Below are 24,505 nucleotides of genomic sequence, written 5' to 3'. Positions count from 1 at the left end.
CCGCGCCGCCTTTCCTTTATGCCCAGCTACGCGCGTTGCGCCCGCCGCGGGCATCCTTCCACCGGCGACCCGCTACCGGCACTCAGTCGCGCCCCGATAGCGCACGCCCTGGGACCGGACCGAGTTTCCCATTTTTGAGCACAGGCCGCCGGAAAATCCTCACGGATGAGAATCTGCACCCGCCGTTTCACTCAAAAATGAGAATCCCGGCACCGTCACCCGCGACTGCTCGCCTGAACAAGCACAGGAGCATATGCGGTGGGCGGCGCCGCCGCGCCGCCTTTCCTTTATGCCCAGCTACGCGCTGTGTGACCTTCGTGGGCATCCCGGCGCTCGCAATCCATTGGCGGCACTCAGTGGCGCTTCAACGGCGCCCCGATGGCGCGCGTCCTGGGACCGGACCGAGTTTCCCATTTTTGAGTGCGGGCCGCCGGAAAATGCTCACGGATGAGAATCTGCACCCGCCGTTTCACTCAAAAATGAGAATCCCGGCACCGTCACCCGCGACTGCTCGCCCGAACGAGTACAAGCGCATATGCGGTAGGGGCCGCCGCCGCGCCGCCATTCCCCCGCCTTTCCTTTATGTCCAGCTACGCGCTTTGTACCCGCTGCAGGCATCCTTCCACCGGCGACCCGCTACCGGCACTCAGTCGCGCCCCGATGGCGCGCGCCCTGGGGACGGGCGAAGTTTCTCGTTTTTGAGTGCGGGCCGCCGCAAAATCCTCACGGATGAGAATCTGCACCCGCCGTTTCACTCAGAAATGAGAATCTCGGCGCCATCGCAGGCGACCGCTCGCCCGAACAAGCACAAGAGCATAGGCGGTGGGCGGCGCCGCCGCGCCGCCTTTCCTTTATGCCCAGCTACGCGCGTTGCGCCCGCTGCGGCATGCGGAAGCCCAGTCGGCACTCGCCTAACATGGAGGAATTCCGAGCATCAGTTCGAATCCTCTGATCCAGGGCTCCATTCCGGAATGTGCCACTGGCATTCGGAAGCGTTCAATAGTGCATACATAGAGGAGGCAATTGCATGGACCTGTACTTTGGGATGGCCAGGAGGCTCCTCGACAACGGTCTGGCCACGGCGGTCGACTCCTACGGAAACGACAACCTCTATGACCGCACCATTCAGTTTACCGATGACCTGGCCTTCTACCGCGACCTTGCCAAGAAGCAGGGCGGACCGGTGCTGGATATCGCATGCGGAACTGGTCGGGTCTTGCTGCATCTGCTCGGCAGCGGCTACACGGTCGTGGGGCTTGACCTATCCGCTCCCATGCTGGAGATGTCCAGGGAAAAGGCCCGGACGCTCGGCTTCGAGCCGGTTCTGCATCAGGGTGATATGAGGGAGTTCGATCTTGAGGGTCGCAGGTTCTCACTAATAATAATTCCATAGTTCACCATGATCTACATGCATGCCGACGAGGAACGACAGCGCGTATTCCGCTCCGCATACCGCCATCTCGAGAACTCAGGGTTACTGGCCTTTGACTTCGACGCCGGCACATGCCAGCCGGGCGAGTCCAATCCATGGCTTGGCATTCAAGACATCAACCCGGACACTGGGGGGATCGTGGTTCAAACGGTTCAAATGAAGACGATTGACCCCACGCTCAGATTAGTCGATCAGATCAGCTACAGGCACAATGGTTCACACGCCCAGATCACAGTGGAGGCAAGCCTCGAGTCCACCTGCTCCCCGTCCCGCATGAAGGAGATGCTTGCGGGAGAAGGATTTCGCGCGGAGGGGTTCTACTCGGATTATGCCTATAGTCCATACGTATCTGGAGATGAGGGCAGAAAGCCGCGGGCGGGGCGTGGCCTTCGGCCTATAGTCCATACGTATCTGGAGATGAGTGCATCGTAATCGCCAGGAAAGCCTAGCCGATAACCGTATGGGCGGCAATGTACCTGCAGAAATACCCAGTGCACCGAAAGGACTTGCCCCGTCAACGGAGAATGAAGCAGAATAGTCAGCAAGGTATCCCGTATACCGAAATACAGTATCCGTAGCATGTGCAGTATTGGAGTGATCATCAGGATGAAAGCCCCAATGGCTTCCTTCGACCCTTCCAACGCGAGAACAATAAGGGAGCTCGTCCATGAAACCCTCAGGCAGGCGATTTTCCAAGGCGAGCTGAAAGACGGCGACCGTCTGATAGAAAAGGAGTTGGCCGAGAAACTGAGAGTCAGCCGTACGCCCATTCGCGAGGCAATGCGCAAACTGGAAACGGAGGGCTTGATCGAATACCAACCTCGGAGGAGCGTCGTGGTCCTCGGCATCACGCCGAAGGCTGCCATAGAAGTTTTCGCCATTCGCGAGGCTCTGGAAGTGGCGGTAATCCCTTTCGTAATCCAGAACATCACGGAAGAGGAGATGGGAACGCTCTACCAGCTCGTAGCCGAAATGAGGCGCCTTACTGATGAGGGCGACATTGCGGAGCTATTGGGGGTCGCTCGGCAGTTTAACGACACGCTATTCAGGTCATCGAGAATGCCTCAGTTGATTAGGCTGATCGACACCTACCAGGAGTATCAGGCCGCGTTCAGAGGGGTGACTCTATCCGAGGAGTCTCGAAAGCTTTCTGCGTTGCGAGAGCACGTAGCGATTCTGGCGGCAGTTGAGAAAAAGGACGTGGCGCTTGCAGAGCAGTTGATGCGCCAGCACTTGACGGCTGCCCGTGAGGAGTACCTGAGAGCATTGGAGGTGCGCGCCGGCCGGGTGACTCAATAGCATAGGAACGTGAGGTATGCCTGCCAGGTTTCAGACTGGCGAAAACGGCATTGGGCAGGCGATAGTGTGGCGTTAGCCCTCAAGTCCACATCTACGTGCGACTCCGACAGATTCCTCTTGGCAAATGACCTTGTAGGAGATGATGTGTGTCATGCGTAGTCTAGCCCAGAAGATCATCCATGCTCATCTCGTTCACGGAACGGGCGAACCTGGCAGCGAGATCGCAATACGGATCGATCAGACCCTCACCCAGGACGCTACCGGAACCATGGCATACCTCGAGTTCGAAGCCATGGGCATACCGCGCGTGAGAACTGAACTATCCATTAGCTACGTAGATCACAACACACTGCAGACGGGTTTTGAAAACGCTGATGATCACAGATTTCTCCAGACTGCAGCAGCGAAGTTCGGCGTCAGATTCTCCCGTCCCGGCAACGGCATCTGCCATCAGGTTCATCTCGAGAGGTTCGCTGTGCCAGGCAAGACTTTGCTTGGCGCCGATAGCCACACTCCTACCGCAGGCGGAATGGGCGCTCTCGCCATCGGCGCGGGCGGCCTCGACGTCGCAATGGCCATGGCAGGACTTCCTTTCTACCTTCAGATGCCGACCATCGTGGGCATTCGACTCCACAGCTCCCTGGCTCCATGGACTTCTGCCAAAGACGTAATACTTGAGGTCCTGCATAGGCTTTCCGTAAAGGGCGGACTGGGCAAAATCATAGAATACAGCGGGGACGGCGTAGGCTCCCTCAGCGTTTTCGAGCGGGCCACAATCACCAACATGGGCGCCGAGCTGGGAGCGACCGCGTCCATATTCCCAAGCGACAGCATCACCTGGCAGTTCCTTCGGGCTCAAGGCCGCGAACAAGACTTCGTGCCGCTTTCTGCGGACCCTGGTGCAGTCTACGACGAGGTTTACGACATATATCTGGACCTGCTGGAACCCCTCATTGCCCTTCCTCATAGCCCCGACAACGTGGTCAAAGTATCCGAGACAGTGGGCACACGCGTGGACCAGGTGTTCATCGGCAGCTGCACCAACTCATCGGCAGCCGATCTGCAGAAGGTGGCGGCCATACTCAAGGGCAAGACCATCGCACCCAATGTAAGCCTCGTGATCGCACCAGGCTCGCGACAGGTTCTCAGCATGCTCGCGCGAAACGAGACCCTGTTCGACCTAGTTGAGGCGGGGGCGCGGATCCTGGAATGTACATGCGGCCCCTGTGTGGGTGTGGGGCAAGCGCCCGCATCCGCCGGAGTGTCTCTGAGAACGTCCAACCGCAACTTCGAGGGCAGAAGCGGAACAAAGGACGCTCAGGTGTACTTGGTGAGCGCTGAGACTGCAGCGGCATCCGCGCTAACCGGTGTCATCACTGACCCAAGGAAGCTTGGGGCGCCAATCAGAGTGTCAGGGCCATTGCCATTCTCTGTCGACGACTCCATGATCGTGCTTCCTCCTGAAGACGGCAGCGGTGTGGAGATAGTTAGAGGGCCCAACATCAAGCCCCTCCCAAGGTCGGAGTCGCTGCCGGCCTCGATCAGCGGCACAGTGCTTCTGAAGGTCGGCGACAACATCACCACTGATCACATCATGCCCGCGGGAGCAAAGGTGCTTCCGCTGCGTTCCAACATACCGGAGATCTCCAAACACTGCTTCGAAGCCGTCGATCCTTCCTTCTACGAGAGAGCCCGCGCTGCTGGGGGCGGGTTCATTGTCGGAGGCGCCAACTACGGACAGGGCTCGAGCAGAGAACATGCTGCATTGGCGCCTCTCTACCTTGGGGTGAGGGCTGTGATCGCCAAGTCCTTTGCCCGCATACACCGTCAGAACCTCATCAACTTCGGAATACTTCCGCTCACCTTCCGCACGGCAGAGGCGTACGAGGCCGTGCAGCAGGGCCATGAACTACGGATGGACCATGCAAGAGAGCAGATCCTTTCGGACGTAGTGGTGGTGATGGATGTGACAAACGGGCAGGCCATCGAGCTAGAGCACAACCTGTCTGACCGGCAGAAGGAAGTGGTCCTGGCTGGAGGACTGCTGAGCTGGGCGGGCGGGCTTCGCTGAGCGGCCCTAAAACAAGCGCGAATATGCGAAAAGGAGGGATGCCGCAGGGAAACCCCTGTTTGACGTGGGGATATCGTTCGTCGCGGTAGGCAACAAACTGAACGGAGGGATAACAGTGAACGGCATGTCATATCGACGGTTTGCCAAGTCAGGGCTCATCCTGGCGATAGTATTCGCATGTTGTCTTCTGAGTGGTTATGCCATTACTGCCCCAGAGAAGTATCCCAGCGGCCCGTTTGAGTTCATCGCTCCTGCCGGACCTGGCGGTGGTTGGGATACTACCATCAGAATGGTTGCCAGGGTTCTCGGCGAGAAACGCATCATCACGCAACCCATGCCTGTTGTCAACAAGCCGGGCGGTGGCGGCGGGGTGGCACTAGCCTACTTGCAGACCAGGAAGGGCGACCCGTATGAGGTTGCAGTGTACTCGCCTCCGTTGCTCCTAATACGGCTGACAGGACAGACAAAGCTCAGCTACAAGGACGTTACACCGATCGCGCGGCTCATATGCGACTACGGAGCGTTTGCAGTGCCCAAGAACTCGCCTTATCACACAATCAACGACGTTATGGACGCACTCAAGAAGAATCCAAAGAGCGTCAAGATCGCAGGCACCTCCTCCCCCGGAAGCATGGACCATATCCAGTTCATGCAGGCCGCCAAGGTGGCGGGTGTGACGAACATCAGGGGAATTCAGTACATACCCTTCCAGGGCGGCGAGGGTCTTGCAAGCCTCATGGGCGGCCATGTCGACCTCCTGACAACAGGAATGGCGGAAACCGTGGGCCCGATGGAGAGCGGGGATATCCGCGTGCTCGCCATCACTGCTCCCACCCGCATCAAGCAGGGCCCGATGGCAAAGGCGCCCACTCTCAGGGAACTCGGCATCAATACGGAGTTCGTGAACTGGAGAGGGCTCTTCGGACCTCCAGGCATGCCCGACTACGCCGTTGAGTTCCTCAGCAAGGCTCTTGCCGAGATGGCTCAAACAGTGGAATGGAAGGACATCTGCATGAAGAACGGATGGGATGAGGCCTTCCTAGGGCCCAAGGAATTCGGCAAGTTCCTGGAAGTGACCAACGAGGAGTACAGATCACTCCTCCAGGATATCGGCTTGCTCGCCCAGTAAGAGCTGCCCGCTGTTCCTTCTCATACAAGGCGATGCTCTGTGGAACGGCTTAAGCCGTTCCACAGAGCACAACGGTGCTGGAGGTGAGCACATGAATGGCGATTTCACAGTAGGACTGCTGGCTGTGCTGATCGGGGTCATCTACTCGGCTCAGTCGCTGAGGCTTCCAAAGGCCATGATCGGAAACCCGTGGGCGCCTGTGTACTTTCCCCTCACTCTGGGAGTGCTCATGACGGTTCTTGGCGCGGCATTGTGCCTGAAGAACATCGGAAAGCGGAGGCCCGTTGCGTCGAAGGGGCCAAAGGAAGCGAAGGAACCAGAAAAGAAGCCTCAGGTGGATAAGGAGTTCCCCAAACTGGCTCTCGGCACTATCGCACTGTGCATCCTGTATGCGGTTGCCTTCAACAAGCTGGGTTTCATAGTCTCCACGATCCTCTTCCTGGGAGCAATGCTTTTCCTCGTGAACGGCCTCAAAGGATGGCGAGCCAATATCGCTGTCGCGGTGCTTTTCACGTACGGCATCTGGTTCACTTTCGATCGGCTCTTGATGATTAGCCTGCCGTAAGGGGGGAGACTGCATGGACGTTATAAGAAACATGTTGTACGGGTTGTCTGTGGTTTTGCAACCCATGAACATGATCTGGCTGACCGCTGGATGCATCATGGGAACCGTTGTGGGCATGCTGCCAGGCATAGGGCCAGCGACTGGCATCGCCCTTCTCCTGCCCATGACATTCGCACTCAAGCCAGCGGCGGCGCTCATCATGATGTGCGCCATTTACTACGGGGCGATGTTCGGGGGTTCGCGCTGTTCCATATTGCTGAACATACCCGGAGATGCGTCCTCAGTTGTGTCGTGTTTCGATGGATATCCAATGACCCTGAAAGGACAGGCCGAAGCTGCCCTGGCCATCTCCGCGCTGGCCTCGTTCATCGGGCAGATCGCAGCTGCCATTGCCGCCATGGCGGCAGCCCTGCCCATCGCCAGATTCGCACTGCGATTCGGCCCTCCAGAGTACTTCACACTGATGGTGTGCGCTCTGGCAGCGACGACATCTCTCTCCCGAGAATCGCTGCTCAAGGGCTTCATAGCTCTGTTGCTCGGCTTGATGGTGACTACCATTGGAATTGACCTGCAGTCCGGAGTGCAGCGATTCGTGTTTGGAGTGCCCGAGCTGCAGATGGGAATCGAGTTCGTGGTCGTCATCATCGGACTATATGCCATCACTGAAGTGCTCGAGAACTACAAGACGATCAGCACAGCGGGAGACACGCCGATGCAGACGAAATTCGGACGCATTTGGATCACCAAGGAGCAATGGAAGAGGTCAATCGGACCTATTCTCAGGCAGACTCCCGTGGGTTTCCTGATTGGCGTGCTGCCCGGAACCGGCGGCACCGTTGCTACTATGATGGCCTACAACAACGAGAAGCAGATCTCCAAACATCCGGAGGAGTTCGGCAAAGGCGCGATAGAGGGGCTTGCCGCACCTGAGGCAGCGAACAACTCGTGCTCAATCGGGGCGATTCTGCCTATGATCACACTGGGCGTCCCCGGGTCAGGCACTGCGGCAATCATGCTCGGAGCTCTGATGATAGCAGGTCTCCAGCCTGGTCCGCTCCTCTTCCAGCACCACCCGGACGTCGCGTGGGGCATTATCGCCAGCATGTTCGTGGGGGCCATCGTATGCCTGATAGTCAATCTGCCGCTCGCCGGCATATTGGTTAGGCTCCTGGCTGTTCCGCCAAGGATCCTGTACCCCCTCATCATAGCGATTTCGTTCCTGGGCGTGTACACCATCAGTTTTAGCATCGTAGATTTCTACCTGTTGATCGTGTTCGGATTACTCGGCTACTTCATGAGGAAGTACGATATTCCTTCGGCGCCGCTCATACTCGCCGTGGTAATCGGGTCTCCTTTGGAACAGTCCTTCAGGCAGTCTCTCATCCTATCAGATGGGAGTATGGGCATTTTCTTCAGGTCAGGGATCACGATCACGTTGCTGATGCTCTCAGCGTTGTCTGTAGCGTATCCATTCGTATCCACGTGGCTCCTGAAGCGCCGCCAGCGCCCGGCCACAGTAGGTCAGTGACAGCTAGATGACACGCACGCTGCTCATCCCAATGGCGTTCAGGAAGGAGCGAGTCTTGATGCCACAGAGGATAACGATCGTCGATGATAGACTTCACGTCCCTGATTGCCCGATCATCCCGTACATTGAGGGAGACGGCACTGGGTCCGACATTTGGAAAGCCACGAGGACCGTTGTAGATTCCGCTGTTCAAAAGGCCTATTCAGGGCGCAGGCAGATAGCGTGGAAAGAGATCCTCGCAGGAGAAAAGGCCCACAGGCTGACAGGCGAGTGGCTTCCCCGGGAGACGCTTGAGGCCATTCGCGAGCATATAGTCGCCATTAAAGGTCCGCTCACTACCCCCATAGGAGGCGGAATCCGGAGCCTAAATGTTGCCTTACGCCGGGAGCTGGATCTATACGCATGCATTCGGCCTGTCCGCTGGATCCGTGGCGCCCCGAGCCCAGTGGTCCATCCTGAGTGGATAAACGTGGTAATCTTCAGGGAGAACACTGAAGACATATACGCCGGCATAGAGTGGCCTGCAAATAGCGAAAAGGCCGTCAAGGTCATCCGTTTCCTGAACCGGGAGATGGCATGCAATGTGCCCGAAGAGGCCGGCGTGGGAATTAAGCCCATGACTCGGACCGCGACCAGGCGCATCATGGCGAAAGCGCTCCGCTACGCCATCGACAACAGGCGGAAGTCAGTGACCATAGTGCACAAGGGCAACATCATGAAGTACACGGAGGGTGCGTTCAAGACATGGTGTTATGAGCTGGCGATGGAGGAGTTCGGCGACAGAGTGGTGACAGAAGATCAGCTGGCCGCGACATCCGGCGCCATTCCCGAAGGCAAGATCCTTGTGAACGATCGCATCGCCGACAGCATGTTTCAGCAGATTCTCCTCAGGAGCCGCGATTATGACGTCATTGTCACCCCCAACTTGAACGGAGACTACCTCTCTGATGCCGCGGCGGCTCAAACGGGCGGACTCGGAATGGCCCCGGGGGCCAACATCGGTGACTTTCTGGCGGTATTCGAGGCCACCCACGGCACGGCCCCGAAATACGCGGGGCTCGACAAAGTCAACCCCGGCTCGCTCATACTCTCCGCTGCAATGATGCTGGATTACATGGGCTGGACTGAAGCGGCGAACATGATTGCGCCAGCGATGGAAGCCGCCATCATCGAGAAGACTGTTACCTACGATCTCGCTCGCGGTATGGAGGGAGCGAGAGAGATACGCACCTCTGAGTTCGCCGCGGCCATAGTATCTCACATGTAGGATCCGACCGCAGGCGCATGAGTGCGTGCGTAGCCAGTATGTGGACGACAGGTCGCCGGAACGGCGCCCATGGACGGGCGCCATGTTAAGAAGCATGCGTGCATGCCTCATCGCGGAGGTGACAGTCCATTGAAGATCAGCATACGGGCTAAGATCATCGGATCCTATGCATTGCTGTTCGCCCTCACGTTAACGATAGGGCTTGTTGGCATTTGGGTAGTCAGTCAGGTGGACAAGAACTACAGCAGTGTCATTGATCAGGGGATTCCGCTGTACTCCATTGTGCACCAGATCAAGAGCGGGATTCTCGAAAAAGGATCCACGATCCAGAGCTTCGTGATATCCAAGGATGGACTGTACATCACGGAGTTCTATGATTTTGATGCGAAGCTGGTGGAAACGATCGAGGCAGCTCGCGCAGCATTTCCTGATGAGGAATCCCAGAAACTTCTTGCCGAGATCGAGGAAGCCAACAATGATTACAACAACCTAGTGACCCGGGTTGCGTATCTTGATTCGAACGAAGCCATGACTGAGCTGACAGCAGGCACTAGTCAGCTGGCCGCCACGTCTGAGAAGCTTCTTGCGGATCTGGCCGGGCTAGTGTCGGATGCGAACAACCGTCGAATCGCGTACGCGAAGTCAGTTAGCAGAAGCAGCCGCCTAGTAAGCATAATCGGGGTGATAGTTGGCGCTTCGGCAGCGATTTCCATAGGCGTTGGCCTTACCCGGAGCATCGCGAACACCGTAGTGAAGGTAAGAACGGTGGCGGAGGCGGTAGCAGATGGGGATCTCACAGTGTCGGTGCCGCCCATCAGGACAGGTGACGAGATACAGGAGCTGAATGATGCCACACAGGCCATGGTCCACAATCTGACCAGTCTGCTCATGGAGATCAGGGCCGAGTCGGACAACGTTGCAGACGCCAGCCTCCAGCTATCGACGTCAGCCGAAGCGTCTGCGCAAGCCGTCTTGCAAATAACGTCCACTATTCAGCAGATGTCATCAAGTGCTGAACAGCAGAGTTCCAGCTCCATTCGCACGGTTGAGGCCAGCCTTCACATCAAGTCGGGCACCGCCCAGATAGCCGCAGGCGCAGTTGAGCAAACCCAGCAATTGCACCGGGCCTCGGAGCTTGTTGCGCATATGGTGAGCGAACTCGCGAACATCAGTGCATGCCTCTGCCAGATGGAACAAGCAGTGCGGCTCACGGTTGATGCTTCGGAAGAAGGCGATCGCTCTGTGACCCGGGTTGCCCAGGGCATAGCCAGGATAGAGGACGCCTCACGGGAGGTCGAGGCTGCTTCATCCAGCCTCGACCGCAGTTCGCGCGAGATCGGTCGCGTGGTGCAGGTTATCAGCGAGATAGCCGATCAGACCAACCTCCTGGCCCTAAACGCGGCGATCGAGGCCGCCCACGCCGGAGAACAGGGCAGAGGATTCGCAGTAGTCGCAGAGGAAGTCCGTAAGCTGGCAGAGAGATCAGTGTCCGAAACAAAGGCGATATCGCGACTGATAGAACAGACAGTCGCCGACACTAAGAGAGTCTCAACTGCGATCGCCGCCTCCGGCAGGCTGGTAGCGGAAAGCATGCCAATGGTCAGCGCATCCACCTCGTCGCTCCAGCAGATACGGCAACACGCCACCGACAATCTTCACCTAGTAGAGTCGGCGGTCAAGTCGGGCCAGAGCGTGATGGATGCCACCGGTATGGTCAAGAAGTCCATGGCTGAAGCCGTCTCCGTTGCGGACACGAACACAGCTGCCGCCCAGGAGATAACCGCCAGCGCCAGCGAGATCCACAAGGTCATCGAGAACATCGCGACCGAGTCAGAACAGAACGCTGAAGCCGCGAAGGAGGTCTCCGTCTCCGCGGAAGAGGTGAGCGCCTCAACAGAGAAGATGACATCGGCTTCAACGTCACTGTCCGAAATGGCCAACCGCCTGCAGCAGCTGGCAGCCAGGTTCAAGACGGTGTAATCGGCGCCCGCGGGAGAGCCCGCAGGAGAGCCTTGAGGCGCTCCACAGGCCGGCCCCGCAGCGGCTTACTGCTGGAACACACCTACCGGGGCGCCCTCCCGCTCCTCGGACTTGGCGCTAGGTCTCGCGCTGGACCTGCCGCCAGACCTGGCGCGGATCTCCTCGGCTGTCGGCCACCTCCTCGTGGTCAAGCCTCTAGCCGCCATGAGGTAATCCTCCCACCGAAGGGTCGAGTCGTTCTTGATGTCAAACTCGTACGCCCCTTCCGGCTCTGATACGACCAAGTGGCCGTGGGAATCAAGAAAGGTGAAGTTCACGTCCGAAATCGGCACTTCGACCGAACCACCCGAATAGGAGAACGTGAGCGCGTGGTTGGCAAGCCTCAACGTTCCGCTGCCGAGGTCGGCAATGCTGGACGATGAGCCAATACGGTAGGCTCTAGCAGGACGCGCCAGGTCGTAAACCCCGTCCGGCGCGTCCTCCATCTCTCCCCTACGCAGCTTCTCAATGAGAGCAGCCCTGTACTCACTCTCCACCATGTTCTGCCCGGTCTTCTCATTCACGATTCTGAGGTCGCGCGTAACGGTCCATCTGGCGCCGCACTTGGAGCACTCCAGCCCTGAAGAAGTCTCCCCTAGAGTGTGCGCTCCGCCGCATTCGAGGCAGCCCCATGCCACAATCGTAATGCCTCTGTGCGATGCCAGGGCGCGCCTAGGAAGCGGAGGTTCCCCCGCGATTGAGAACATCTTGGACTCAAGGGCCTGCCGAAAACCGGTTACGGACTGATAGTCGGCGGGGTTAACCGCCGGGAAAAAGCGCACTTCCCAGTCACACATGGCGGGCCACGTAGACCAGGCGGGCCACGATTCGTGGGCGCCCATGGATGTCACCGGCACGACAGGTGCGCCTAGGTAATGAAGGACACGGTACACCTCATCGCTTACTACATTCACACCGCCATCCCAGTTGTACTGGCCTTGCGGGAATATGCCCACAGCTTCCCCTGCGTCCAGACAGCGCCGCATTGCACGCAGCGCCGAAATGTCCCTTCCCCACTTCCGCTTGCATATGGCCTTGTTCGCATGAAGAAACCATCTGAGAATCGGATCCCTGAAAGCCTCGTCAGCTGTAACGTAGTGGATAGGACGGTTGACGAAGAACGCGAGGGCATGCGGGTCGGCTATGCTCATGTGGTTGGACGCGAACACCACCGGGCCCTCCGTCGGTATGTGCTCGATGCCTGTCGCCCTGATATTCCACATCACAGCACCCAAGAGGCGAGCGGCAGCCATCACCGCAAGCGCGACTGTCGGCAGTTGTTCGGCATCAGAGCGAAGCGCCGCCCAGTTGGGGATCACCCCTGGCGTACGCCTACGGTATTCCGCATATCGTTCTCCGAATGCAGAGGCCAACCGTGGTTCCTCAACAGCACTAGCCCATGCAGCGAACGCCAGGCCCAGCCCGCCTGAGAGGATTATGAGGCCCGGAGACCGCCTCCGGAACCCCATCCCTGCCCAGAACAGTGCGTAGCCCCAGAAGAGTGGGTGTCTGACGAATCCATATATGCACTTGTCGACGAGGTAAGCCGTCGCGCTTCCGGGCCAGTTCTTGCCGACGTACGACAACACGAGGAATGCCCGAATCATTACGTATAGGCCGAGAAGAGTGAGCACTGCGCCCGTCGCGGTGGCCGCCATCGGCAACGGGATAGCAGGCAGTGAGGCATCAAGCCCGGCTGAGAGCCTGATCATGTATGATGGCAGAATAGCGAAGTAGAAAGCTGTTTGTGCTCCTGTGAGCGCCAGCTTCCATCCGTAGAACCCTGTTTGCTCCAGATTCTCCTGATAACTCATGCGCATACCTCCAGTCGCGTGGGCAATGGCGCCGGTTTCACTTGCTCGGGCAACGTGAGCATTCAGTGAGAATGCTGAGAGTCCCTGCACATATGACAGCAGGAAGGCGGCTTTCCTCTACTGGTTGTTGGGCAGTAGGCCCATCACAGACACCGACTCTTGCCCTCGCGGCGGAAGCACGCCCGGGATTCGCTCGCCATCTTCTCGGTGGCGTACTGAAATATCAGCCTCGCAGAGGTTTCCTTCCATTCCATTAGGAACGGTTGCACTTGATCGGACCTCACTTTCCAGGCCTCCCTCAGGAACCAGCCCAAGCCCTGATGAACCACGCGTTCTTCATCGAGCATGAGCGGACGGATGAACTCAAGGAAGGCGCCCACATCGTCACACCTCTTGAGGAGAGATAGCATGGCAACGGGCGCCGCCCTTCGGCTCCACTTGGACTCTGAACCCCGCCATGTTGCGAATCCATCCAGCCCGACTTCAGGCATGTCGAAAAAGCGGGGCAGCACACCCGAGCATAATCCGTCAGATGTAGCCCAGTCCCGGACCCACAGATCGAACCATCTGCGAAAACGCGGGAGTGTGGCAGGAGTGAACTTCTTCCGAAACGCGCTCATGAAGCGCACCGCGAAACCGGCCTCCTCCCATTTGCCACTCTGCATGAGACTGTCGCCGAGATCCAGGAACCCGTCAAGACCCAGTTCATCGCGGTACCGGGTCAGAATAGCCCTGGTGCACTCTGCAATGGAGTCCCTGTCCACACCATAGGCGTCATAGCCCTCCCGAAAGAACCGCGCATACTTCTCGACTATGCGCTCGTCTGAATGAGCAACGCAGAAAGCCCTGATCTCTTCATGCACTGACGTGGAAATGCTGTTCAAGCCATCACGACACCTTTCTCCTGAGCGAGTTCAGCGCGGACTAGTCCACAAAGCAGTCACTCGAGATACTGGCCGCCTTCACCGCTCATCGCTCGCGCACCTTCCAACACAGCGCTGATCAGTGTGATTCGCCCTGAGTACGCAGGTTCCTGCCGCTGTCTGTGTCTATCACCTGCTCTATGCGTGGGCAGCATCGCCTTGTGGCTTGATATGGCGGCGCCCAGGGGGTTGCGTCCATTAGTGGATCGGCTTCTGCTATAATGGATAGTGTTGTAAAGCACCCGCAAGTCCGCGTCTTGTGCATTTGGAGGTGGCTGCGTGAGGTTCGCCGACGTTTTCGCCACAGCCGTGCGGCGGTGCCGTGCGAGGCTCCTGGAGTCCCTACTCATCGTGCTAGGGATCGCCCTTGGGGTGGCAGTGGCAGCTGCTTTTGCAGGCCTTATCGGCACAGTAGGAGCGCGGAACCGCGCGTTTGCCGAAAGCTTGGAAGCCAGGGAGATTATCATCCAGTCCAAATCCGACCGCACAGATGTCAGCTTCTCAGCTGATGTGCCTGCGGTCGCTGTCACTCGGACGGATGGGCCTCCGTATTCTCTGACGCTCAACGATGTGGAACGCATCAAATCGAGAACTTCTCCTGATGTTAAGGTCTATGCGTACGAGGACTTCTTCACACAGATAGCGCTGAAAGGCGACGCGCCAACAGGCATCGCGCAGGGCAGTTCCATTCCAGCCTCTCCAGCGCATGGGGAGACAAGGACTGTGTCCAGGCTGGTCCACGTAGTTGCTGCCACTGAAGACATGTTCCTCGCGTATGGCGCCGAGTTCAGGGAGGGCATAGGGTTCTCCGGATCTGACGTGGCCTCCGGCAACCGGTGCATAGTGCTGGGCAGCAAGCTTGCAGCGCGCCTGTTTGGGGACGAACCGGCCCTCGGGAAGAAGTTGGTCTGGCAGGACGAATGGCGCCAAGGCCCGTCTGGCGAACTCGAGCCTTCTCCTACCGGCCAGGTATACACGGTGATCGGAGTCATGGCGCCAGTGAAATCCCCATTGCTGACCGAAGCGAGAGAAAATCCAGAAGAAGAAGACACCCGCTCCCCAGATTACTCTGCCGACGGCAGGGCCTACGTTCCGATAACTTCAGCTCCCGGTATGGACGGTCCAAATCCCCACGTCAACGAGATCCATGCCGCCTCACTCTCGTATAGAGGCGCAGCGCAGGCCCTAGATCAGATAAGGCAGGTCGTCGAGGCAGAATGCCATGGACGCCTTCATGTCTCCTCCGTAATGGATTACATGAAAGAGAGTATGCAAGAACTACGCAGTCTTGCGACTGGAATTCTGGTTCTGGCGTCGGCGGGGCTGGTTATTGCGTCTATCAATGTCCTCAACCTGATGCTCGCAAGGGTTCTGCGGCGCACGCGAGCGATCGGCATCTCAGCTGCCCTGGGCGCCGGCCGACGCGACGTATTCCGGGAGAACCTTGCGGAGGCGCTGGTCTTGGGGATATGCGGGGGCGTGTTGGGCCTTCCGCTTTCGTTCGGCCTGGCCAGGCTGATGTCGCACATCACCCAGGGGCTGACCGTATCGGTCGGGCTTACCGGGATTCTGGCGGGGGCTGCATCCTGCATTGCCGCCAGCGTTCTTTTCGGCCTCTATCCTGCGTATCTTGCCGCCCGCGTTGTCCCGGCAGATGCTCTGAGGGGGGATTAGCCCGATGATGAACATACGTCGCCGCCCGATGCAGTCTTTCCTCACAATCCTTCAGGTAGCTCTGGCCGTGGCCTGCATGGTATCGGTGGCAAGCTACAGAATGAACGTGTCGGCAGCTGTTGATCAGTTCAGAGCTTCCACAGAAGACACGGTAATCGTCATGGGCGGCACGGAAACACGCACCCGAAACGGGTATATGCGAACGATGTACAACATCTTCGACGACAATGACATCGCCGAGCTAACCGCTGAGACCTCCCTCGTGGAGGCAGTCACCCCCTACATGGATTCGTGGGGAGTGCAAGCCGAAGTGAACGGAACACTTTATCAGCTCTCCGCGGGCGCCGGCGTTGGTCCGGGTTATCGGCTGGCAGCCGACCTGAACATGACTGAAGGCGATTCCATAACCACAGCGGATCTGGAGGCACGCGCCCGGGTGGTAGTCATCTCGGAGGCCCTCGGCCGGATCCTTTTCGGCGATCGCCCCTACGTAGGCAGAACACTCGGACTTGTTCCCGACTGGGCGCGGCCGTCGTCCGCTGGCGAACAAAACGCGGCCCCGCCTGTCTCGCCCACCGAGTATCGTGTTATAGGCGTATATGACGTGCGCCCTGGGGATCCAGGGAGCGGGTGGAGACGAGGCGCCGCCTCCATTATGTGGCCAGTGACGGCTGACCCTAATAGTATCCACGACGCCTCTTCAGGCTGGGCGCGCGCGACCGGCGGGCGCCCATATGGCACGCTGATGATCAAGGCCGTTCCCGGCAAGGCTGCTGCCGTGCGCGACCGCATCACTGCCATGGTGTCGGGCCGCCCCCATCCCGACTCGTCCAGCGGCGGCGGGGGCATGTTCGTCGAGGGTGGATCTGTAGAGATGGACGTCGATGGGCCAGTCGCCGCGAACGGTTCAGACGCAGGCACAGATGCAGGTTCAAGCATGAACGCCGAAGGCAGCGGCGCCTCGGTGATATTCGAGTCGGCCAGAGACGTGGAACGGATGGTCGGCTCGTCTATGACCACCACGATGCTGCTTTTGGGAGGCGCGACGCTCGTGGCGATCATCGTAAGCGCGCTGGGGGTCCAGAGCGTTATGCTGATCAACGTTGCCGAACGCACTCGGGAGATCGGCCTCAGGCGCGTCCTTGGCGCGTCCCGACGTTCTGTTGTGTCGCAGTTCACCGTGGACTCGGCCGTTCTGGCAGCAATTGGGGGCGTGTTCGGAGGGCTTTTGGCATTTGCCCTCTATCCATATCTCATGCGTTCTGTTTTTTCCAGAATGGGCCCGGGAGGGATTCTGAGCGTCAGCGCCAGACCTGCAGGATGGGCCGTTCTCGCAGGAATTGTTGTCTCCGCCGCGGCCGGCGCGGTGTTTGGGGCGATGCCTGCAGCACAGGCCACTAGGGTTCAGCCTGCAGAGATAATCCGAGATCTTTAGGCTGGGGGGATTACCGTGACGTCGGATTCACCAGGGACAGAGAACTCAGACGGCGGGAAGAAGCATCAGCCGATAGTCACCAGTCCAGCGCGGACCTCATCGAGTCGGACGCGCCGCGACATGGGTATGCTCATATTCGTCCTGGCTGTCCTGGTTGGTGCAGCGGCCCTGGCTGTCCGCTTTCTTATGCCCAGGGAGAAGCCTTATACCCTCTCCAACTACACATTTGCTCAGGTCCGTTCGGCTGATTTCGTCGACTCGGTGACCGCTCCGGGCACCGTGGCTCCGGTCAACACCGTAGACGTGCGCGCCGCCGTCTCCGGCGTAGTCGCCCAGCTCAACGTGGCTCCAGGCGACGAGGTGAATGTGGGAGAACCGATCTGCGTCCTTCAGTCTCCGGAACTCGTCACCCGTCGCGAAGAGGCCAGACGGCAAGTGCTCGCAGCCGAAGACGCATTGGCTAAGGCCAAACTCGACTCTGTTCAACTCGAGGAGCGGCTCAGACGAGAGGTTGTCATCGCCAAGCAAGCGGTCTCCGATGCAGCCGCGCGCCGGGGCGACATGGAAAAGCTGTTTGAAGCCGGCGCGGCGCCGCGGAGCCAGGTGGATGAGGCGCGCAGCGCAGAAAGCCAGGCCCGCATGTCGCTCGAGGCTAAGCGGTCAGAGCTCGATGCTGCCGTTAAGTCGAACGCGCTTTCTGTGGAGACGGCCGCGAGGCAGGTGAACGTGGCCAAAGATGCGTTGCGTGCTGCCGAGGGCGCTATCTCCCAGCTGGTGGTGCGTTCGCCCATTCGAGGCAAAGTGCTGGAGCTGAGCGTTGTTCCGGGCGCTACTGCAAGCCAGGGCGGAAACGTAGCCCAAGTAGCCGACACGGGCAACCTGGTTGTCAAGGCAAAAGTCCCCTCGACCGACGTGCGTCTGGTGACAGTTGGGCAGCTGGTCTCCATCAACCTTGGGGGCAAAAGGGCAACGGGGACAGTCCGGAACGTGGCCCCCAAGGCCGAAACAAGTGGGCAGGGAGCTACCGTCGAGGTGACGATCGACTTCGACTCGCAGCCGGCCGATGTGCCGCCCAACAGCGCAGCATTCGTCGAGATCCAGGTCCGAAAGCGCACGGACGTTCAGTCGTTGCCCCGCGGCCCATACCTGGGCAGCAGTCGCGAGATGTTCGTCTATATCATCGAAGGGACCAGCGCGGTTCAGCGCGATGTGCGGTTCGGCAGTGCATTTGGAAACCTGATCGAAGTCGTGGACGGGCTGTCGGCTGGAGAGCGCGTAATCACATCCTCATACGAGGAATTCAAGGACAGACGAAAGATCAAGGTTGTGCCGGAGGGAGGGCGCGAAGCTCAGTGAATGATAATGGACAAGCTCAGGCTCAGGCCCAGGCCTTCATAGAACTTGAGGACATATCCAAGATATACATGATGGGAGACGTGAAGGTTGCGGCCCTCAGCGGCGTATCGCTTCGGATTCAGCGCGGGGAATACGCTGCGGTCATGGGGCCGTCAGGGTCGGGCAAGTCCACTCTTCTGAATATCGTGGGCGGCCTGGATGTAGCTACATCCGGCAAGTACCTGCTCGAAGGAGTGGAGGTGACCCGCCTGCCCGACGCTGAACTGGCGAGGATTAGATGCCGGCACTTCGGGTTCGTCTTCCAAAGCTACAACCTCTTCCCCGAACTCACGGCGATTGAGAACGTGATGATGCCCATGACATACGCACGCGTCGCGCCGGCGGAGCGCGCCAGGCGAGGCGCGGAGCTTCTGGATTCTCTGGGAATGGGCCACAGGCTCCGGCACCTTCCGAATCAGCTGTCAGGGGGAGAACAGCAGCGTGTGGCCATTGCAAGGGCCCTGGCCAACGACCCCGATGCGATATTCGCCGACGAACCCACTGGAAACCTGGCGACAAAGCAGGGCCAAGAGATACTTGACATCCTGGACGGGCTCAACACGCGAGGAGTCACCATCGTGATGGTCACCCATGACGAGAAAGTTGCCGCCCGGGCAAGCCGGGTCATAACCATGCGCGACGGGCAGGTAGACTCGGACCAGCGAGCGGCAGTATCGGAGTCGGCATCGGCGTAAGCGGGCGCCGTTCCAGCACGCGAAGGGCCATCAGTTGCCAGGCGCCAAGGCCTTGTTGGAAAGGAGTTGACCATGATGATCACAAGAATGTTCCGCTCTGGGCCGGCCGGAGGCGCGGCCGCCCGCAGCTGGTGCGCACGAACCGCTCTGGCTGTAGCCATTGTCACTCTGATGACGCTAGTGTTTTGCGCCCATGAAGGCGCGCGATGCGCCGCCGCTCAGAACGAACCTGTGAAGCTTGCGCTCGATGAAGCCCGAGGCCGCGCGATGGGCTGCAATTACGACTACTCCATAGCGAAGTTGGAGTTCGAAGCATCGGAGATCCAGTTCAAGATGGCTGAGGCGGACGCCCTCTTAAGGCCCTCTGTAGTCGCATCCAAACGTGCAGCTAGCGCCAGAAAAGACGCTGCACGCGCCCTGGTTGCCAAGGAGCAGTCTCTGATGCTGGAGGTCGACAAAGCCTACTACAACCTCGTCACAGCTCAGGAGCGCATGGGGATAATGCGCAGGTCCGAGGAGCAAACGCGGGAGAGCCTCCGAATCGTGCGCCTGAAGTCGGAGGCAGGTTTGGCCAGCAAGATGGACGTAATGTCGGCCGAGATCGCATTGGAGCGTGCGGCCGCGGAGACCGTTTCCGCCGAGAACCAGCTCGAACTGGCGCAGCTAGCTCTGAAGCAGACGCTGGGCGTTGACCTTGGAATGCCCGTCGTAGTGGTGGATTCCGCCCAGCCGATCGCAGGCGAGGTGGATTACGAGGCTGCCCTCGCTCGCTCTCTCAAGAGCCGGCCAGAGATTGTGCAGGCCCGCGAAGCATTGGAGATTGCCCAGCTCGAGGTCGGATTCGCGGATAACGAGTATACTCCTGAACTCACCAAGCGGCAGCTGAACAATGCACTTGAGCAAGCCAGGCTGGCTGCGGCCAAGTCCGAACAAGGAGTGCGAGTTGAGGTTCGACGGATGTATCTGTCGCTGGAAGAATCGCGCAGAGCGATCTCAATTGCGTCTGCCGCGGCTAAGCAGGCAGAAGAAAGCTACAGGATTATGAAACTCCGGTACGAGCATGGCATGGAAATCGCCAACTCGCTACTGGGCGCGCAGCTCGGCCTCACCCAGGCGAGACTGGCTGAGCTTCAGGCGGTGATGAACTACAACATCGAACGTCTGCGGTTCGACGCGTGGACGAACTACCCGGCAGAAGACGCTGAACCCGGTGAGTCTTCATGAACAAGAGTCCCCTGCGCGCTCTTGCCACGGCATGCTTGGCAACGTTGGCGCTCGCAGCGGCCTGCTGCGCCTGCTACGGCGCCCCTGAGGTCCCGCCGCTGACCATGGAAAACGCCATGCGAATGGCCGAATCCTGTGCTCCGTCAGTTGCTTCTGCCAGGCGAGCTCTGGAGGTTGCTCGCCTTCAGCTACAGGCGGCTGAAGCAGAAGGACGACCGTCCGTGGTCCTGCGCGTTGCGCCTCTTCGGGCTGAGGCCGAGCTTCCGGCCACGAGCAGCGTGGGCGGGGAGGTGCGAATCCCGCTCGGAAGCGGGATTCTGTCGCTGTCGGCCAGCATGTCTTTGCTACTATCAGAGCCGGGTCCGCAGGGAAAGGGCGATTGGGGCGCAAGCCTGTTCATGCCGATACTGGGCCCGGAGAAGAAAACCGCAGATCCGGTTCGGTCCGCCGAATCTCAGGCACTGAAGGCCCAATCACGTCTGGAAGAGGCAATACGCCAGGCCCGGACCTCAGCGCAAGCTGCGTACTTCAATGTCCTTGCAGCGCAGGACAGGGTTGCTGCTGCCGATCAGGCTCTTGCCCGCGCGAGAGAACACGCGGGTTTTGTGGAATCGAGATACACTTTGGGCAACGCGGGGGATCTTGATCTGCTGGGCGCCAGGGCGAGCATGGCCAAAGCCCAGGCGGCAACTGAGTCTGACCGGAATGGACTGGCTATCGCCCGCATGAACCTGAACAGAGCCATAGGCGTCGAACTAGCGGCGACAGTGCATATTGCCCCAGTAGGAGAGTATATGGCGTGGCCTGCAGAGATGGATCTAGACGCGTGTGTGCAGGCGGCGCTCGGGGCAAGGCCAGAGATCCTCATGGCGCAGCAGGATGTGGGTGACGCCGAGGTAGCTTTGGCTTGCGCGATCGCAGCGAAGTGTCCGGGTGTGTCACTGCAAGGGCGCCTGTCGTCCGGGGGGAAATGGAATGCAGGGCTTGAAGTCTCGGCTCTGCTCACCCCGGACTATGGCGCCGACATTGCCATCAAGTCCGCAGAGGACCTGCTGGAACAGGCCAGAGCCAATGTAGACGAGACGGTAAACTCCATAATCTTTGAAGTCGCCGAAGCCTTCTACAGCCTTCGCGATGCCGAAACCGCGGTTGAACTGGCGCAATCAACGGTAGGCATTGCCGTGGCAACCCTAAAGGTCAAGGAAGAGCAGTGCCGCATGGGGGCAGTGTCATATGCGGAGGTATCCGAGGCCATTGAGACGGTGCGCAAGGCGAAGTCCGATCTAGCCTCTTCCGTGGCCGCATGCTTCATCGCGAAGCCCAAGCTCCGAGCGGCGATTGGCAGCGGCGAATCGCTGTAGTCTCTCAGGGCGCCCATCGAGTAGCTGAAGCGGCGCCCGGAGCAAGGCCAGAGATCCTCACTGCGCCGCAGAGTACAAGTGCTGAGGAGGCGCCACGACATTGACAACAGCGACATCGCTAGCAGCCCCAACGGGTGGGCCAAACTCGAAGGCCGGCGTGGCCGCCGCCACAGCGGGCGGCGCCCGCCGGCTGATACTCGTAAGCGTTCGAAAGCGGTGGCCTGCCGTAGCGCTCGGAAGCCTCCTCATGTTGATCGTGGCGGGAATTGCCCTGCTTCCGCCGCTCGTAACGAAGCGCATCGTGGACGTCGCCATCGTCGGCGGCGATCTGGCCCTTCTCGGCAGACTTGCGGCGGCCCTGGCCGGATTGTATATCGCAAGCACAATCGCGGACTTCGCGGCCAACGCCGTCTTCCTGGTGACCGGCCAATCCATCCTGAGCGAAATACGCCGCACAGTGTTCCGGCGCGTGCTGAGTCTGCCCATAGAGTTCCTGGAGCAACGACAGACAGGCTATCTTACAGCGCGGCTCGGAGAGATTTCCTCCGTCGGCATGCTGTTCAGCCCCAATACGTTCAAGATTTTGGTATCCGTAGTGGGGTTCGTCGGAGCGCTCGCGATCATGCTCGCCATGAACGCACGTCTGACCGTTATGCTGCTCGCGCTGCTTCCCCTGTACTATGCCGCGGTCAGGTTCCTGTCGGGCGGCTATCGAAGCTCCTCGAAGAAGCTGATGGAGACGGCGGAGGTCATGTCCGCCAATCTCCAGGAAACATTGGACGGCGTAGAAGAAGTGAAGAACCTAGGAGCAGAGGACAATCGGGCGCAGAAGGCCATCAGCTTATCCGACGAATTCGCCAGCGCCAGCGTGCGTCAGGGCGCGTTGGCCGTGGTGAGCGGCCAACTGCTCACTCTGATCACCAGCCTCATCACAGTGGCAGTCCTCTATCTCGCAGGAAGAAGCATCGTGGGAGGCACGTTCACGCTCGGCGGCTACATGGCCTTCACCTGGTACACCGGAAAACTCCTTGCGCCTTTCGCGCACCTCATGACCTACGCCCTCATGGTCCAGCCAGCCCTGGCCTCCCTGGAGCGGGTGAGCGAGTTCATGGACAATGCCACGGAGAAAGAGGAATTCTCCGACAAGCCGTCGCCCGGGCGTATCGACCGTATCGAGCTGCTCGACGTCAAGTTCGCCTACCCAAGCGCGCCCGACCGGCCCGTGCTGGACGGGGTCACCCTCGGCGCAACCCGGCCCGCAAGCCTCAGCTTCGCAGGGCCCAACGGCGCAGGCAAATCCACCATTGTGAAACTGCTCCTAGGTTACTACCCCGGCTACCAAGGCAAGATCGCAGTGAACGGTCGTGAACTGCGCGACCTCAACATCATCGAGCTGCGGCGGCGGATCGCCGTGGTCTCCCAGGACCCGTTCCTGTTCGACGGCACCGTCGAGGAGAATCTGGAGTTGGCGGCTCCGGCGCAGCAAGGGGATGAAAAAGCGCACGAGGACATGGACAAGGACGGGAAGAGGAAAAGCGCGCGCGTCCGGGACATGCTGGCGAAAAACCAGGCGGATACGCCCGTCGTCGCGAGACTGCTCGAACGGCTCCCCCAGGGGCTCGCCACCGGAGTGGGCGAAGGCGGAAAGCGTCTTTCAGGCGGCCAAAGACAGATCGTAGCCATACTGCGCGCGCTGCTGCGAGACGCCGATGTCGTCGTGTTCGACGAGGCCGCCGCACACCTCGACGCAGAGATGCGCGAATTGCTGAGGGAAGTCTTGCAGGCGCTGTTCTCCAACAAGATCTGCATCATACTGACACACGACCCCGAACTCGCAGTCATGACAGCGACGCAAATCCGGATAGACGGCGGAAAGGCCTACAGCAGGTGATTCCCTGCCCGGACAGCACCGGCGGCAGGCGGCACAAGGGGGATAAGTTCGATGAACACCGAGAACGCGGAAAGTTACATCGCGCGCCTGTATTCAGGCAAGACATCGCTCAACCAGGCACTCTACAGAGCGGCCACTGACCTAAAGACCTATGGCCCCGTTATAGACGACGACGTGGCCAGGCTGCTCAGAGTGCTCATATGGCTGACCCGCCCCATGAGAATACTGGAGATCGGAACGAGCATAGGGTACTCGACTGCCTGCATAGCGCAGACCGTGGCCGAATGGGGCGGCACGGTCACTACCATCGAGCAGGATGAAAAGGCGTCGCTGCAGGCCCGCGCGAATTTCGAACGCGCCGGCGTGGCGGGCAGCATCGAACAGATCCTCGGCGATGCCCGGACAGTGCTCCCGCAGCTCGATGCGTTCGATTTCATCTTCCTGGATGTGGACAAGCGGCTGTACCCGCCGCTGCTTCCAGAATGCGCGCGCCTGCTCAAGGAAGAGGGGCTCCTCGTGGCCGAAGACACCCTCTTCCCCGTCATCAACCTCGATCCGAAGTGGCATGATCTCATCCCGCCCATAGACGAGTTCAACCGGCTGGTTGCCGAGTGTCCCGAGTTCGAGAGCACTATCCTCCCGGTAGGCGACGGGGTCACAGTTGCCGTGAGGAAAGCGCAGAGTGTCTAGGCTACCAGGCGACTGGGCAGGCGATTGGTCAACCGGGCGTGCCCGCGCGGCACGGGCGCTCCACCACCCCGCTCTCGCGCAGAAAACGGCAGC

The 24,505-nt window shown here is 59.5% G+C and carries 19 protein-coding genes; 17 read left to right on the top strand and 2 right to left on the bottom strand.

All coding sequences use genetic code 11. The features are described 5' to 3' along the window. The first annotated feature begins 1,027 nt into the window (after nucleotides 1–1,027). The 9 genes from VB144_08900 to VB144_08860 all read left to right on the top strand — a co-directional run bounded on the left by VB144_08900 (nucleotide 1,028) and on the right by VB144_08860 (nucleotide 11,271). Nucleotides 1,028–1,393: a class I SAM-dependent methyltransferase gene (locus VB144_08900; protein MEA4883754.1), complete on the top strand. Its 366-nt coding sequence runs from the start codon at nucleotides 1,028–1,030 to the stop codon at nucleotides 1,391–1,393. A 6-nt stretch (nucleotides 1,394–1,399) separates the two neighbouring features. Next, entirely contained in the window at nucleotides 1,400–1,864 is a 465-nt protein-coding gene (locus VB144_08895) for a hypothetical protein (protein MEA4883753.1), read from the top strand. Nucleotides 1,865–2,050: 186 nt separating this feature from the next. Further along, a complete protein-coding gene (locus VB144_08890) occupies nucleotides 2,051–2,731 on the top strand; it encodes a GntR family transcriptional regulator (GenBank protein ID MEA4883752.1) in 681 nt (226 codons plus the stop codon). Nucleotides 2,732–2,873: 142 nt separating this feature from the next. Then, on the top strand, nucleotides 2,874–4,802 hold the full coding sequence (locus tag VB144_08885) for an aconitate hydratase (protein ID MEA4883751.1): 1,929 nt from the start codon (nucleotides 2,874–2,876) through the stop codon (nucleotides 4,800–4,802). Between the two features lie 124 nt (nucleotides 4,803–4,926). Further along, nucleotides 4,927–5,931, top strand: a complete 1,005-nt coding sequence (locus VB144_08880; protein MEA4883750.1) for a tripartite tricarboxylate transporter substrate binding protein — start codon at nucleotides 4,927–4,929, stop codon at nucleotides 5,929–5,931. Nucleotides 5,932–6,022: 91 nt separating this feature from the next. Next, nucleotides 6,023–6,496 carry a tripartite tricarboxylate transporter TctB family protein gene (locus tag VB144_08875; GenBank protein ID MEA4883749.1) on the top strand — a complete coding sequence of 158 codons (474 nt, stop codon included), beginning with the start codon at nucleotides 6,023–6,025 and terminating at the stop codon, nucleotides 6,494–6,496. 13 nt (nucleotides 6,497–6,509) lie between these two features. Continuing rightward, a complete protein-coding gene (locus VB144_08870) occupies nucleotides 6,510–8,024 on the top strand; it encodes a tripartite tricarboxylate transporter permease (protein MEA4883748.1) in 1,515 nt (504 codons plus the stop codon). A gap of 58 nt (nucleotides 8,025–8,082) precedes the next feature. Beyond that, the gene (gene icd, locus VB144_08865; GenBank protein MEA4883747.1) at nucleotides 8,083–9,291 is read left to right on the top strand and encodes an isocitrate dehydrogenase (NADP(+)); all 1,209 of its coding nucleotides are present in this window, start codon (nucleotides 8,083–8,085) and stop codon (nucleotides 9,289–9,291) included. 129 nt (nucleotides 9,292–9,420) lie between these two features. Continuing rightward, nucleotides 9,421–11,271, top strand: a complete 1,851-nt coding sequence (locus tag VB144_08860) for a methyl-accepting chemotaxis protein (protein MEA4883746.1) — start codon at nucleotides 9,421–9,423, stop codon at nucleotides 11,269–11,271. A gap of 65 nt (nucleotides 11,272–11,336) precedes the next feature. Here VB144_08860 and VB144_08855 read toward each other — a convergent pair whose 3' ends face one another. Both VB144_08855 and VB144_08850 read right to left on the bottom strand, forming a co-directional pair. Beyond that, complete coding sequence (locus VB144_08855; protein MEA4883745.1) at nucleotides 11,337–13,124, bottom strand: 1-acyl-sn-glycerol-3-phosphate acyltransferase; 1,788 nt, start codon at nucleotides 13,122–13,124, stop codon at nucleotides 11,337–11,339. Between the two features lie 143 nt (nucleotides 13,125–13,267). Continuing rightward, nucleotides 13,268–14,008, bottom strand: coding sequence for a DNA alkylation repair protein (locus VB144_08850; protein ID MEA4883744.1), 741 nt, complete (start codon nucleotides 14,006–14,008; stop codon nucleotides 13,268–13,270). Between the two features lie 318 nt (nucleotides 14,009–14,326). Between VB144_08850 and VB144_08845 the strand changes: the two genes are divergently transcribed. From VB144_08845 to VB144_08810, 8 genes are all read left to right on the top strand, one after another. Continuing rightward, nucleotides 14,327–15,721, top strand: coding sequence for an ABC transporter permease (locus VB144_08845; protein ID MEA4883743.1), 1,395 nt, complete (start codon nucleotides 14,327–14,329; stop codon nucleotides 15,719–15,721). A gap of 4 nt (nucleotides 15,722–15,725) precedes the next feature. Continuing rightward, the gene (locus VB144_08840; GenBank protein ID MEA4883742.1) at nucleotides 15,726–17,156 is read left to right on the top strand and encodes an ABC transporter permease; all 1,431 of its coding nucleotides are present in this window, start codon (nucleotides 15,726–15,728) and stop codon (nucleotides 17,154–17,156) included. Nucleotides 17,157–17,171: 15 nt separating this feature from the next. Then, the gene (locus VB144_08835) at nucleotides 17,172–18,512 is read left to right on the top strand and encodes an HlyD family efflux transporter periplasmic adaptor subunit (GenBank protein ID MEA4883741.1); all 1,341 of its coding nucleotides are present in this window, start codon (nucleotides 17,172–17,174) and stop codon (nucleotides 18,510–18,512) included. A gap of 68 nt (nucleotides 18,513–18,580) precedes the next feature. After that, the gene (locus tag VB144_08830) at nucleotides 18,581–19,246 is read left to right on the top strand and encodes an ABC transporter ATP-binding protein (GenBank protein MEA4883740.1); all 666 of its coding nucleotides are present in this window, start codon (nucleotides 18,581–18,583) and stop codon (nucleotides 19,244–19,246) included. 75 nt (nucleotides 19,247–19,321) lie between these two features. Then, nucleotides 19,322–20,470, top strand: a complete 1,149-nt coding sequence (locus VB144_08825; protein MEA4883739.1) for a TolC family protein — start codon at nucleotides 19,322–19,324, stop codon at nucleotides 20,468–20,470. Next, nucleotides 20,467–21,831 carry a TolC family protein gene (locus tag VB144_08820; protein ID MEA4883738.1) on the top strand — a complete coding sequence of 455 codons (1,365 nt, stop codon included), beginning with the start codon at nucleotides 20,467–20,469 and terminating at the stop codon, nucleotides 21,829–21,831. Before VB144_08825 ends, VB144_08820 begins: the two co-directional genes overlap by 4 nt. A 247-nt stretch (nucleotides 21,832–22,078) precedes the next feature. Further along, on the top strand, nucleotides 22,079–23,722 hold the full coding sequence (locus tag VB144_08815) for an ABC transporter ATP-binding protein (protein ID MEA4883737.1): 1,644 nt from the start codon (nucleotides 22,079–22,081) through the stop codon (nucleotides 23,720–23,722). Between the two features lie 51 nt (nucleotides 23,723–23,773). Next, a complete protein-coding gene (locus tag VB144_08810; GenBank protein ID MEA4883736.1) occupies nucleotides 23,774–24,412 on the top strand; it encodes an O-methyltransferase in 639 nt (212 codons plus the stop codon). Nucleotides 24,413–24,505 lie beyond the last annotated feature (93 nt).

The organism is Clostridia bacterium (assembly GCA_034926675.1).
GTDB lineage: Bacteria > Bacillota > DTU025 > DTU025 > DTU025 > JAYFQW01.
This window is presented reverse-complemented; position numbering and strand designations above follow the sequence as displayed.